The sequence below is a fragment of the Actinoallomurus sp. NBC_01490 genome (assembly GCF_036227085.1).
Lineage (GTDB): Bacteria > Actinomycetota > Actinomycetes > Streptosporangiales > Streptosporangiaceae > Actinoallomurus > Actinoallomurus oryzae.
On sequence record NZ_CP109433.1, the window covers coordinates 4,460,069 to 4,472,021 of the forward strand.

Below are 11,953 nucleotides of genomic sequence, written 5' to 3' on the forward strand. Positions count from 1 at the left end.
CAATGGCACTCACGCCAGCGCGCCAACGCAACGCCGTCTCCGAAGGAATGGCGCTTGGTCTCCTCATATGCGGTCGCGCTTCCCTGTCATATGACAAGCTCAGGCTCGACCTCGCTTTCAACGGAGCGTGGTGGTCTTGGGCGTACCGGACAAGGTTCCGGCAGGTCGACACAGACCTGGCCAAGGGCCTAGACGGCGTACGGGCAATGACGCGGGCCGACGCGGACAAACGGGTCGCGGTGTTGTATTGGAAACAGGACGGTGGCACCTTCCGGATCTCCACACGGCAATCGGACTGGACACCGGACGACCCCGAGGACCTGGCTTTCGCTGCCAAGATGATCGACGGCAACGTACCCGTAACCGGTTGGGAGGAGATTGCGCGAGCGTTTCTAACCCACTTCGAGCGATAGCGGCGGTGTCGTAAACGTGTGACGTACTCATCTGCCGCTGATCGTGCTGAGACCAGTCCGTCGCGGTCGTCGCAAGTCGAAGAGTGGGAGATGCTAGTCGCCTCCAGTCTTAAACTATCGCATTCGTCCGGACTTTGGATGGCTTTGCCGCACTTATCGTCCGTGGTTCACTTCCATTAGTCCGATAGTTTTCTGCCGGGTGGCGCATAAGTGTCGGTTCCGATCGTTTTTGCAAACTCGCGCTCGTGATCGAACGCTGCTCTATTAGAGATGATGAACCGTGAGGCCATGAAGACCTGAGCTGTGTTCTCGTTTTGAATCATGCCGTGAGTAAGTGTGACCGGTGAAATCTGGCAGTCGAACCGAGAAATCCTTGCGTTGCGCCATGGGCCCTCGTCCGGATAGCAGTACATGACGGCGTCCGGTGCGAGTGGATACACGATGTAAGTGCCCTCGCGTAGGACGCCTGCTTTAAGCCACATTCGGTTATCTGGCGTTCGAAAGGCGACGGGGTTGTCTGATGTAATAAAGGGTGTGGAAGTTTCGTTACGTCCAAAGAGCCAGGTAGAATTTCTCGCACGGTCTGAAAATAAGGATATCAGTTCATCGTTCCAAAGGAGCTCGGTGTGAAGTGCTCGTTTTTCGTCGTCGGAGCTCGCGGTAAATCCATGAGCTTTGCAGAAATCTGCAAGTATTGACCGGGCGTCTGCGGTTCGCAGGAACTGAAGGGCCAAGAATAGACTGACAATTTCTCGGTTAACGTCAGGTATCGTAAGTGAATCACCTTCCTTTCCATGTCGTATCCAGTCCAGCCACTGGCCTGTGATAGCGGAGGTCTCGCCTTCAAGATCCGCGAACTGCTTCTCCATGGTGAGCGGGTCATGTCCTTGTCTGACCAACTCAGACTGGAAGTAGAAGTTCGACTCCGCTGCGACTGATCCTGGTCTGGTGGAGAAGGTGCGATCCTTCTCTCGGTCCCAGACCCATAGTCGGCCAGCCGAGTCGACGAATCGGCGCAGGTAAAACTGCGGCACATAGTGGTGGAGCTTTGCATCACCCATGTCGACATCATCCGCCAGATAGAGACTGCAATCACTTGTGGCACTCTGAGAGACCAAACCTGGTCGAGACGGCGGCCCCTCGTATGTCATACAGGCCGAGAGTGGCCGGTGTGAGCGGGGGCACTACGCGGTGCGCCGGCCGGCTGGTCTGGGTCCGCAGGAACACGGACCGGCATAGTCGGAAGGAGGCGTTCGACCTCCGGGCTGATTAGTGCCACCGGGTCCGCGCATCCCTGGACTTCTCGGCGCTCCATGTCGTCGCATGCCGCGATATATCTTGTGGTGTGATGACAGCAATCGAGGATATCCGGGGAGCGCTAACAGGTGAAGCTATTTGTTTCATCAACGGGCATCTCGGGTACTTAGGATTAAGTCTAAGTATGACAGCGGCAAGTGGCTTCTCTGCGAACGAGAACCGGCTATGGTCGGGCTTCATGCATATCTGTCTGGCTATCGGCTGGTCTTTGACGTTGATGTAATCGATGCGTCTCGGGTGCTCTCTAAGTAGAGTCATTGTCGAATCATTCACGTCAAGCACATATCCTGTGTAAATCGCGCTTCTGACGGATATTGTTTCCAAAGGCATCCAGGGCCGTGTATTAGTCGTGGCCAAAGCGGTCATGATTGCACTGAATGCAAGGGAAGCTTTGAGCATGGTAGACGTTCCCTTGGCGGCCTTTGATTTTTCTTCGGCGACCCATTTATCATATTGCCTCTTCAGGTCGTCTAGCGTCTTATTTCCGCTCGTTGTCGCGCTGCGCGCCAGCTCAAATCCTAGCTTGCGTGCTTTCCTGGATGCCGTTTTTGAGCCAATGGTTTTTGCTAGGTAGCTAAGTGGAGCGGTGAGTGACAGCAAAACGATGGTAAAAAGTGGCGCCGTCAAGGTCAACAGGAAAATCGCTACCCCTACGGATCCATACAGGTAAGCATTATTAAAATGAGTTCCCGACAATCGACTGCGCGCCCACAATGCAATGAGGTTAAGTACGATGAGCATTGCAGACATGCCTATGGTAGAAAAAAGCGTGCCGATAATAACGGTAGTGGTTCCTGCTGCCTTCAAAATGGCGTACGCTGTTTGTAGATCAAAATTAGCGATTGCCAAAACGCGTAGAACGACTACTAGGGAGGACCCGGCGCCTATGAGCAATGGAACGTGCTCTGTCCAATTCCATGAGTGCGAAACGGCGGTTGTATCAAGCCTTCCTTCTGCGCTCACGGTAGCTCCAGTCCGTTTGGTCGGTTCCGCCGGTCCGACATGAGACGCGCGGCAGCGTGTTGTGGTTGCAGAAGACTCTCGCGCGGGCTCACGAGCTGGGTGACCCGGTGCCGGCTACCCGCATCAACCACGGACTTTGGTTCGCCCAGACTGCGCCGCCCCGTGAGTCGACAGGTTCACCGAGTACCTAAGTGAGTGACTACCGATACGCACATCCCCGGACCTGAGCGGACGCTAGAGGATCTCCGAGCAGGCGACGTTCGTTGTGTCCCCACACCTTGAGATGCCTGGGGGTCAAAGGGTCGTGGGTTCGAATCCCGCCGTCCCGACCGAGATCCGTGATCATCGGCGATCATGACGAGTGGTCGCCGGGTGATCGGTTGAGTGACTCAGCGGAGGGGCCGCCGGTTTTCCGGCGGCCCCTCCGGCGTTTTCGTTCCTCGTCTCAGCCGAGGTTCCACAGGCGTACGGCGGCGTCGTCTCCGGCCGTGGCGAGGGTGCGGCCGTCCGGGCTGAAGGCGATCGCCTCGACCGTACGGGTGCGCGCGTCCAGCCGGGTGGTGACGGTGCGGCCGCGGACGTTCCACAGCAGTACGGTCTCGTCGCTCGCGCAGGCCAGGGTGTGGCCGTCCGGGCTGAACACCACGGCGTTCACGCGGCCCGCGAGCCGGGGCACCGTGGCCGTCAGCCGGTGCCCGCGAACGTCCCACAGGCGTACGGTGCGGTCGTCTCCGCCCGTGGCGAGCGTCCGTCCGTCGGGGCTGAACGCCATTCCGCCGACGAGGGAGGTCAGCTTGGCGACCGTCGTGGGCCGGGGGTGCGCCGAGACGTCCCAGAGGCGTACGGTCCGGCTGCCCGCCGTGGCCAGGATCCGCCCGCGCGGGGCGAAGGCCGCGTTCAGCAGGTTCTCCCCGGAGTCCGGCAGCGAGCGGGTCGCGCGCCGGGTGCCGACGTCCCACAGGCGCACGGTGTCGCCGGAGGTCGCGAGGACGGACCCGTCGGGGCTGAAGCTGAGCGTGCCGCTGCTCCGGACGCGTGTGTCGAGCGTCGCGACCGCACGGCGGGTGCCGGTGTTCCAGAGGGTGACGCGGCCGTCGTAGCCGCCGGTCGCGAGCGTGCGGCCGTCCGGGCTGAACACGGCGGCGGAGACCGGGTGCCCGTGCCCGGACAGCGTGGCGGAGGGGGCGGCGGACGGATGGCCGGTGGCGGTGTCCCACAGCCGTACGGTGTGGTCCTGGCCGGCCGCCGCGAGCGTCCGTCCGTCGGGGCTGAACGCCACGCCGAGCACCTCGCCGCCGGCGGGCAGCGTGGCGGTCAGGCGCGGATGCGGCACCGGCGTGCGGTACGACGCGGCGGGGCGGCGCCAGGGGTCGTCCACGCTCAGGCCGCCGCCCAGCAGCAGGAGGGTGAGCGTCGTCAGGGAGGCGAGGGTCACGATGGGCCGTCCGCGCGAACCAGGCGGCCGGGCGGGCGGGCGGCGTGGGTCGCTCGCCGGCCGGGGTGGCGGCACGGCGGCCGTTCCGTGCGTCGGCCGGGTCGGCTCGCGCCACTTCTCCCGGCGGCGCCGATCCCGGCCGATGGCACGGGTCCGCCGCGACGGCGCCGTGGGCGAGACGCGTTCGCGGGCGGCGTCGGCGAGGAGCTCCGCGGCCTCCTCGGCGGTCATCCGGTCGCCGGGGTCCTTGCGCATCAGCCCGTCGACGACCGGGCGGAGCGGCCCGGCGTGACGGGCCGGCGCGGGTTCGCCGGTGAGGATGGCGTGGAAGGTCGCGTTGGCGTTCGGGCCGCTGAAGGCCCGTCGTCCCTCGACGGCGTAGAAGAGCGTGGCGCCGAGCGACCACAGGTCGGAGGCGGCGACGGCGGGTTCGCCCCGCGCGCGTTCGGGCGCGGTGTAGGACGGGGCGCCCATGACGATGCCGGTGCCGGTGATCTCGTCCTCGCCGCCGCCCTCCGTACGGGCGATGCCGAAGTCGCCGAGCACCACCCGGTCGGCGCCGACGATGACGTTGCTGGGCTTCACGTCGCGGTGGAGGACACCGCGGCCGTGCGCGGCACGCAGGGCGTCGAGCACCCGCAGGCCGATGCGCGCGGCCCGTGCCGGCGCCAGCGGGCCCTCCATGCGGACGATCTGGCTCAGGGTGCGGCCCGGGACGAACTCCATGATGATCCACGGCACGCCGTCGTGCTCGACGACGTCGTGCACGGTCACCACGCCCGGATGGGTGAGCCGCGCCGCCGCCCGGGCCTCGCGGAAGGTCCGCTCGCGGTGCTCGCGGCGCTGCTCCTCGGTGAAGTGCGGTGGGAGGAACAGTTGCTTGGCGGCGACGTCGCGCTGCAGCCGGTCGTCGCGGGCCCGCCAGACCACCGCGAACCCGCCCCTGCCGATCTGCTCGATGAGTAAGTACTGCCCGGCGATCAGGCTCTCCCGCATGCGAGGACCATAACCGCGATACGGGCGCCCGCCATAGGTTCGCCGGACTCGGCATCGATGAGCGGCGGTACGGAGTCGGCGGGCGGCGGGCGCACCGTCCTTCGCCGCGTCCGGCAGGCCCCGGCAGGCACCGCCAGGGCCCGGCGGCCCGCCTCTCGATGTTTCCAGTTGACTTGGTAGGCAATATGCCCCAAGCTGGGGGAATGCATTTCGGCGCTCCTCTTCACGTGCGCCTGCACGTCGATCTTCGACGGCAGGCCAGCGCGCTGTGTCGGTGACGTGAGTCCGCACGCCTTCACCGTTCACCGACGTTGGATCCAGGAGCACCACCGCAATGACCACCGCCACCATCAGCTCGACCACGCCCCGGCTCGCCGAGATCGCCCGGTCCCTCGCGGACCGGTCCGAGGAGTGGCTCCACCGCGTGCGTCTCAGCGCCGACGGCCGCTGGTACGAGCGCCTGCACCACGATGACGACCACGAGGTCTGGCTGATCAGCTGGCTCCCGGGACAGTCGACCGGGTTCCACGACCACGGCGACTCCGAAGGCGCCTTCACCGTCGTGCTGGGCAGCCTCGAGGAGCGCGAGCCCGGTGAGGCGCGCACCGTCGACTCCGGCGGTTCGTGGGCCTTCGGCCGCGACTACGTGCACGACGTGCGCAACGTCTCGGACGCTCCCGCGGTCAGCGTGCACGTCTACTCCCCGCCGCTGAGTTCGATGCGGCGGTTCGAGGAGACGCCCGGCGGCCTGGTCGAGGTCGCCGTGGAGCAGACCGAGGACTGGTAGGCGCCGGTAGGCGCCCGGCGAATGCCCGCGGCAGGCGCGAGCGAGCGGAAGCCCGATTTGGGCGAGTTGCCACCAGGGTAACTAATGTGGTGCCATTTACCTTCTCGGGGAATTGCTCCATGAGCGGTGCCTTGGTGCACACGCGCAAAACCGATAAGGCTGTCATGGCTTCCTCCAAGCATTCCGCAAGGTCGCTGCGGCTGAGGTTGTTGGTACTGCTCCTGATCCCGCTGCTCTCTCTTGCGGTGCTGTGGGCATTCGCCGCCTATCTCACCACCGGGGACGCACTCGGAAAGTACGAGGCGTCGACGACGTACGAGAAGGTCGCCGTACCGGGGACGACGCTCGCCACCGCCCTGGAGCAGGAACGCGTCAGCGCCGCCGTATTAATGAGTACCGCCGGCGGCGGTGACCGCGACGGGGTCACCAACACCCGGGCGAGCACGGACGCCGCGCAGGCGGCGTTCCGCCGGTCGGCCCTGTCCGGCGAGGCGCGGCGGACGATGAGCGAGACGACGCGGCAGCGCCTCAACCGGCTGCTCACCCAGCTCGACGGGCTGGCCGGCGTACGGGCCAAGGTCGACGCGGGCGGCGTGGACGCCGTAGGGGTCATCAACGACTACGACGCGGTCGTCGACGCGCTCCTGCACCTGTTCGGCGGCATGGTCCTGATCAACGACCCGGACGTCTACCGGCAGGGCACCGCTCTCATCTCGGTGAGCACCGCGCATGAGTTCATGATGCGCGAGAACGCACTGGTGTCGGCGGCGCTGGCCACCCGCGCCAAGCGTTTCACCGGCCCGGAGTACATGTTGTTCACCCGGAACGCCGCGAACGGGCGCTACCTGTTCGACAGCGCCCTGGCCGAGGTGAAACCGAGCCTGCGCGGACCGCTCCAGCAGCTCGCCGGCTCCTCGGAGTTCGGCACCCTCCGCAGCCTGGAGGACGCCATCGTCGCCGCCGGTCCCACGGCGTCGCTGGCACCCCGGGCGAAGGACTGGCACGCCGCGATCACGCCGCTGATGACGACCTGGTCGCAGACCGCCGACCGGACCGGCTCCGTTCTCACCGCCGAGAGCAAGCCCATCGGCGACCGGATCATGTTCATGCTGTACGCGGCCGCCGGCTTCGGCCTGCTGGCCGTCGTCTGCTCGATCGTGGTCTCGGTGCTGTTCGGCCGGAGCCTCACCCGCGAGCTCACCGGGCTGCAGCGCGCCGCGCTGGACCTGGCGGAGCGGCTTCCGCAGGTGGTCAGGCGGCTCCGGGCCGGCGAGAAGGTCGACGTCGAGGCGGAGGTGCCGCCGGTCGAGGCCGGCCGGAGCCGGGAGGTGACCAGGGTCGCCGACGCCCTGACCACGTTGCAGCGGACCGCCGTGCAGGCCGCGATCGGCGAGGCGCGCCTGCGCCAGGGCATCAACCAGGTCTTCCTCAACCTCGCGTGGCGGAGCCAGTCGCTGCTGCACCGGCAGCTCAGCATGCTCGACACGATGGAGCGCCAGGCCTCCGACCCGGACGCGCTGGAGGGCCTGTTCGCGCTCGACCACCTCACCACCCGCATGCGGCGCCACGCGGAGGGCCTGGTGATCCTCTCCGGGGCCGCGCCCGCCCGCGGGTGGCACCACCCGGTGGCGGTGCGCGACATCCTGGCCGCCGCGATCGCCGAGGTCGAGGACTACACACGGGTCCTCGTCGAGGCCGCCGCGCCCGCGGCCCTGGACGGAAGCGTCGTCGCCGACGTCACCCACCTGCTCGCCGAGCTCATCGAGAACGCCACCGCCTTCTCCCCGCCGCCCACCCAGGTGCACGTACGCGGTGAGCTGGCGGTCAAGGGCTATGCCGTCGAGATCGAGGACCGCGGCATCGGGATGAACGAGGCCGAGCTCGCCGACGCGAACCAGCGACTGGCGTACCCCCCGGAGTTCGACCTGGCCGACAGCGACCGGCTCGGCCTGTTCATCGTGGGACGGCTGGCCGCGCGGCACGGCATCGACGTCCGGCTGACGGCGTCGCCGTACGGCGGTACGCGCGCCGTCGTACTGGTCCCGCTCGACTTCATCGCCGGCGACGACGGGTCCGGCTACGAGCAGGCCTGGCAGGACGAGCCGTCCGCGGACACGGGTCGGCCCGCGACGCCTCCGTGGCGGCCGCCCGGCCGGGCCATGCCCCCGCTGCCCGCGGGGGCGGGCACGATCGGTCTCGCCGCCTCCGACGGCACGGACCCGGACGCGCCCGAGCTGCCCCGGCGTGTCCGGCAGGCCAGCCTGGCCCCGCAGCTGCGCGACGACACCCGCGTCCCCGGGCCGGCGAGCGGGCCGGAGGACGTCGGCCGGGAGGAGACCGGACCGGCGGACACCGGACCGACCACCCGGCCTCCGGAGGAGACCCGATCGCTGATGACCGCGCTCCAGCAGGGTTGGCAGCGCGGTCGCGAGGAAGAGGACCCCGACGAGTGAGTTCCTTGGGAAGGCGGCGAGCGGATGCTCGAAACAACCGGTGAGCTGGGCTGGCTGCTGGACGACCTCGTCGGCCGGGTCCACTCGGTGCGGCAGGCGATGATCCTCTCCGGCGACGGCCTGCCCATGGGCCTGTCGCGCGGCATCACGCCGGCGGACGCCGAGCACTTCGCCGCGCTCTCGGCCGGGTTCCACAGCCTGGCGCGCAGCGTCAGCACCACGTTCGGCGGCGGTGACATCCGCCAGACGGTCGTCGAGCTCGAGGCGGCCTTCGTCTTCGTGATGGCGGCCGGGGACGGTTCGTGCCTGGCCGTCTTCGCCGAGGGCGACGTGAACATCGGCGTCATCGGGTACGAGATGACCCGGCTGGTCAAACGGGTGCGCCGACATCTGGGGACCGCGCCGCGGTCGGCGGGTGGAACGCCGGATGGAGCGTGATGTCCGGTGAGCGGACGGCGACGGCGGTCGTTCGGCGACGCCGCGGGACCCGGGGCCCGGCCCTGCGCGGTCACGCGGGGACGGGAGCGTTCGCACGGAGCGCCGCCGGACCTGGTCGCCGTCGTGGCGGGCGGCGTGCCGGTGGCGTCAGAATACGCACGCGACGAGACGGTACTCCGAATGGTGTTGGATGAGCTTCACTCCCTTTGAACCGCAGGCCGACGCGCGCCCCAGGGCGATCAAGATCCTGATCGCCGGAGGGTTCGGCGCCGGCAAGACGACACTCGTGGGCACGGCCAGCGAGATCCGTCCGCTGCGCACCGAGAGCGGCCGGTCCTCGTACGGACGCGCCATCGACGGTCCGATCGGCGTGGATTCCAAGGAGTCCACCACGGTGGCGATGGACTTCGGCCGCGTCACCCTCCCGAACAACGTCATGCTGTACCTGTTCGGCACGCCCGGGCAGCGCCGGTTCTGGTTCATGTGGGACGGCCTGGCCCGCGGAGCGGCGGGCGCGATCGTGCTCGCCGACACGCGGCGGCTGCCGGACTGCTTCGGTGCGATCGACTACTTCGAACAGCGGGGCACGCCCTTCGTCGTCGCGGTGAACTGCTTCGACAGCGCACCGAGGTACGGCGAGGCGCGCGTCCGCGTGGCGCTGGACCTCGACCCGGGCGTCCCCATCATCATGTGCGACGCCCGCTCACGCGAGTCGGTGATCCAGGTGCTCATCGCCGTCGTCGCGCACGCCCTGCGCCTCAACGGCTCGTTCGCCTAGGATCCTCGCCCGGCGCCCGCGGTGGCCGATATCCGGCATGGGGTGGGACCGGATCGCGGCTCGCGCCGCGCTATTGATCATGAACGGTTTCATGATCACAAATTATGGCGCGAGAAGAAATGATCATTGAATTGTGAGATCGATTTCCTAGCCAAGGCGGGATTCGATACTGTTCATACCGCTTTGCAACAAGCCCACGTGCGTGTGGACCAGGGTCCTTGTGATCTTTCTCCCCCAGCAGTGACTCACGAAAGGACGCCACCGTGGGAACCCCAGTGCCCCCTGCCGCATTGCCGCGAGGACGTGTCCGGGGCGACGCGAAGATGACCGTGGACGCCGAGTCATGATCGTCTCAGTCGTGATCCTGCCCCTCGCCCTCATCAGCCTGGTTCCGGTCATGGCGGTCCGCCGTCGGGACGACCGCGCCGGGGGCGCGGCCTGGCGACATCCGGAGTCCATGACCGCCAACCTCGCCGCCGATGCCGAGGAGTACCTCGCCTGGCTGGCCGACCACCACTGGCCCGACGATGAGTACCTCGAACTCGAGCGCGCCTGGCGAGCCGACCTCGACGCCTTCGAGGGGCACGACGACCGGCCCGTGTGTCCCGGCTGCCATCGTCCCGGCAACGACGTGTGGCCGTGCCATGAGTGCGGGCTGATGATGCACTCCACTTGCGGCTACGGAATGCGGCGGAAAAAGGTCTCCAAGCCCTACCGCACGCGCGACATGGGCGCGGAGTCGGTCATCGCCGAATGGCGGTGCAATCGCTGCATGTCGGTCGTCGGCCTCGACGTCGACCGCGGCGACGAGAAGGGCCGCGCCCAGTAAGACCGCCGGGGTTTCCGGACATCGACGCCCGGCCGCCGCTCACGGCTCCCGCGAGAAGGCGGCCAGGGCGTGGGCGGCGTCGCGGGTCGCGGGGTAGAGGTCGCGGTAGAGCCGGTACAGCTCGGCGTAGATCTCGCCGGCCGCGGGGTCGGGCTCGACCGTGCCCGCCGGGGGGTTCCAGCCCTCGCCGTCGGACAGGCCCGCCGCGCGGGCGGCCAGCAGCGCGTCGCCGTAACACGCCCCGATCGTCACCGAGGGGATGACCTGTGGCCGGCCGAGCACGTCCGAGACGATCTGGGTCCACAGGCCGCCCTTCGTGCCGCCGCCGACCGCGACCAGCCGCCGCGCCTCGCCGCCCGCCGACCGCATCGCCTCCAGGTTGTGCCGTACGCCGAAGGCCGTTCCCTCCAGGGCCGCGCGGTACAGGTGGCCGCGCCCGTGGCCGAGGGTCAGGCCGAGCACGAGACCGCGAGCGTCGGGGTCGAACAGCGGAGTCCGCTCGCCGGCGAAGTAGGGCAGCATGATCAGCCCGCCGGCGCCGTACCCGGCCGCCCGCGCCTCCGCGGTCAGCTCCGCGTAGGCCGCGCCGGTCAGCTGCCGCAGCCAGTCGGTGACCGCGCCCGAGGTCGCCATGCCGGCCGCGAGGTCGTACGTGCCGGGCGTGACGCCGACCGTCCCCCACAGGCCCGGATAGGTGCGGCGCGAGGCGAGGACCTCGATGAGGAACATGGTCGTGCCGTACATGACCATGACGTCGCCGGGCTCGGTCACCCCGACGCTGACCGCCTCGGCCCACGCGTCGATGGTGCCGGCGACGACGGGTGTGCCCGCCGCGAGTCCCGTCCGCTCCGCCGCCGCCTCGGTGACCGTGCCGGCCACCTCGCCCGGCCAGGCGAGCGGCGGCAGGTCCAGGCCGGGGGCGATCTCCCGCGCCCACTCGCCGATCCAGGCGTGCTCGCGGCTGTCGTACAGCGGTGAGCACTGGCTCGCCGAATGGTGGTCCAGGACGTACACGCCGGTCAGCTCGTGCACGAGGTAGGAGCTCGCCATGAACAGCCGGCCGGTGCGCTCCCACACGTCCGGCTCGTGGCGGCGCAGCCAGGCCAGCTTGGGCCCCACCGCCTGGGTGGTCAGCGGCGAGCCGCCGCGCGAGACGATCGCCTCGGCGCCGTACCGCTCGGTCAGCTCCTCGATCTCGGCGACCGCACGCGTGTCGACGCCGTACAGGATGGCGGGGCGCAGCGGCTCGCCCGCGGCGGTCGCCGGCAGCGCGCACGGGCCGATCCCGCTGACGCCGACGGCGGCGACCGGTTCGCCGCCGGTCTGGGGGAGCAGCTCGCGGGTGACCGCGGCGAACCCCTCCCACCACACCTCGCGGGCGTCGTGCTCGGCCCAGCCCGGGTGGGGCCGCGACACGGCGTGCTCGCGGACCGCGGTCGCGACCACGGTGCCGTCCGGAGTGGTCAGCACCCCCTTCGTGCTGGACGTGCCGATGTCGACTCCAAGCAGGAGACTCACGAGCCACCCTTTCCCGCCGAGGGGGC

The 11,953-nt window shown here is 68.3% G+C and carries 11 protein-coding genes; 7 read left to right on the plus strand and 4 right to left on the minus strand.

Annotated elements, in window-relative coordinates:
* Nucleotides 1-2 precede the first annotated feature (2 nt).
* Nucleotides 3-413 (plus strand): hypothetical protein, encoded by a 411-nt coding sequence (locus OG417_RS21360; RefSeq protein ID WP_329258767.1) that lies wholly within the window; start codon nucleotides 3-5, stop codon nucleotides 411-413.
* A 176-nt stretch (nucleotides 414-589) separates the two neighbouring features.
* Here OG417_RS21360 and OG417_RS21365 read toward each other — a convergent pair whose 3' ends face one another.
* The 3 genes from OG417_RS21365 to OG417_RS21375 all read right to left on the minus strand — a co-directional run bounded on the left by OG417_RS21365 (nucleotide 590) and on the right by OG417_RS21375 (nucleotide 5,124).
* Nucleotides 590-1,474 (minus strand): DUF4238 domain-containing protein, encoded by an 885-nt coding sequence (locus OG417_RS21365; protein WP_329258771.1) that lies wholly within the window; start codon nucleotides 1,472-1,474, stop codon nucleotides 590-592.
* A 208-nt stretch (nucleotides 1,475-1,682) separates the two neighbouring features.
* A complete protein-coding gene (locus tag OG417_RS21370) occupies nucleotides 1,683-2,693 on the minus strand; it encodes a hypothetical protein (RefSeq protein ID WP_329258774.1) in 1,011 nt (336 codons plus the stop codon).
* A gap of 445 nt (nucleotides 2,694-3,138) precedes the next feature.
* Nucleotides 3,139-5,124, minus strand: coding sequence for a WD40 repeat domain-containing serine/threonine protein kinase (locus OG417_RS21375; RefSeq protein ID WP_329258777.1), 1,986 nt, complete (start codon nucleotides 5,122-5,124; stop codon nucleotides 3,139-3,141).
* A gap of 203 nt (nucleotides 5,125-5,327) precedes the next feature.
* Here OG417_RS21375 and OG417_RS54365 point away from each other — a divergent pair, with 203 nt between their 5' ends.
* The 6 genes from OG417_RS54365 (at nucleotide 5,328) to OG417_RS21400 (ending at nucleotide 10,409) form a co-directional block, all read left to right on the plus strand.
* On the plus strand, nucleotides 5,328-5,402 hold the full coding sequence (locus tag OG417_RS54365; RefSeq protein ID WP_442875757.1) for a putative leader peptide: 75 nt from the start codon (nucleotides 5,328-5,330) through the stop codon (nucleotides 5,400-5,402).
* Between the two features lie 56 nt (nucleotides 5,403-5,458).
* Nucleotides 5,459-5,911, plus strand: coding sequence for a cysteine dioxygenase (locus OG417_RS21380; RefSeq protein WP_329258780.1), 453 nt, complete (start codon nucleotides 5,459-5,461; stop codon nucleotides 5,909-5,911).
* A 164-nt stretch (nucleotides 5,912-6,075) separates the two neighbouring features.
* Nucleotides 6,076-8,364 (plus strand): sensor histidine kinase, encoded by a 2,289-nt coding sequence (locus tag OG417_RS21385; protein ID WP_329258782.1) that lies wholly within the window; start codon nucleotides 6,076-6,078, stop codon nucleotides 8,362-8,364.
* Between the two features lie 24 nt (nucleotides 8,365-8,388).
* Entirely contained in the window at nucleotides 8,389-8,802 is a 414-nt protein-coding gene (locus OG417_RS21390) for a roadblock/LC7 domain-containing protein (RefSeq protein ID WP_329258786.1), read from the plus strand.
* 190 nt (nucleotides 8,803-8,992) lie between these two features.
* Nucleotides 8,993-9,580, plus strand: coding sequence for a GTP-binding protein (locus OG417_RS21395; protein ID WP_329258789.1), 588 nt, complete (start codon nucleotides 8,993-8,995; stop codon nucleotides 9,578-9,580).
* 343 nt (nucleotides 9,581-9,923) lie between these two features.
* Complete coding sequence (locus OG417_RS21400; protein WP_329258792.1) at nucleotides 9,924-10,409, plus strand: hypothetical protein; 486 nt, start codon at nucleotides 9,924-9,926, stop codon at nucleotides 10,407-10,409.
* Nucleotides 10,410-10,448: 39 nt separating this feature from the next.
* On the opposite strand, the gene OG417_RS21405 is transcribed toward OG417_RS21400, so the two are convergent.
* Nucleotides 10,449-11,927, minus strand: a complete 1,479-nt coding sequence (locus OG417_RS21405; RefSeq protein WP_329258796.1) for an FGGY-family carbohydrate kinase — start codon at nucleotides 11,925-11,927, stop codon at nucleotides 10,449-10,451.
* Nucleotides 11,928-11,953: the final 26 nt, after the last annotated feature.

Excerpts from the sequence above, each read along its gene's own strand:
- OG417_RS21360 (WP_329258767.1), top strand. The coding sequence starts at position 3 with ATGGCACTCACGCCAGCGCGCCAACGCAACGCCGTCTCCGAAGGAATG.
- OG417_RS21365 (WP_329258771.1), bottom strand. The coding sequence starts at position 1,474 with ATGGGTGATGCAAAGCTCCACCACTATGTGCCGCAGTTTTACCTGCGC.
- OG417_RS21375 (WP_329258777.1), bottom strand. The coding sequence starts at position 5,124 with ATGCGGGAGAGCCTGATCGCCGGGCAGTACTTACTCATCGAGCAGATC.
- OG417_RS21380 (WP_329258780.1), top strand. The coding sequence starts at position 5,459 with ATGACCACCGCCACCATCAGCTCGACCACGCCCCGGCTCGCCGAGATC.
- OG417_RS21385 (WP_329258782.1), top strand. The coding sequence starts at position 6,076 with ATGGCTTCCTCCAAGCATTCCGCAAGGTCGCTGCGGCTGAGGTTGTTG.
- OG417_RS21390 (WP_329258786.1), top strand. The coding sequence starts at position 8,389 with ATGCTCGAAACAACCGGTGAGCTGGGCTGGCTGCTGGACGACCTCGTC.
- OG417_RS21395 (WP_329258789.1), top strand. The coding sequence starts at position 8,993 with ATGAGCTTCACTCCCTTTGAACCGCAGGCCGACGCGCGCCCCAGGGCG.
- OG417_RS21400 (WP_329258792.1), top strand. The coding sequence starts at position 9,924 with ATGATCGTCTCAGTCGTGATCCTGCCCCTCGCCCTCATCAGCCTGGTT.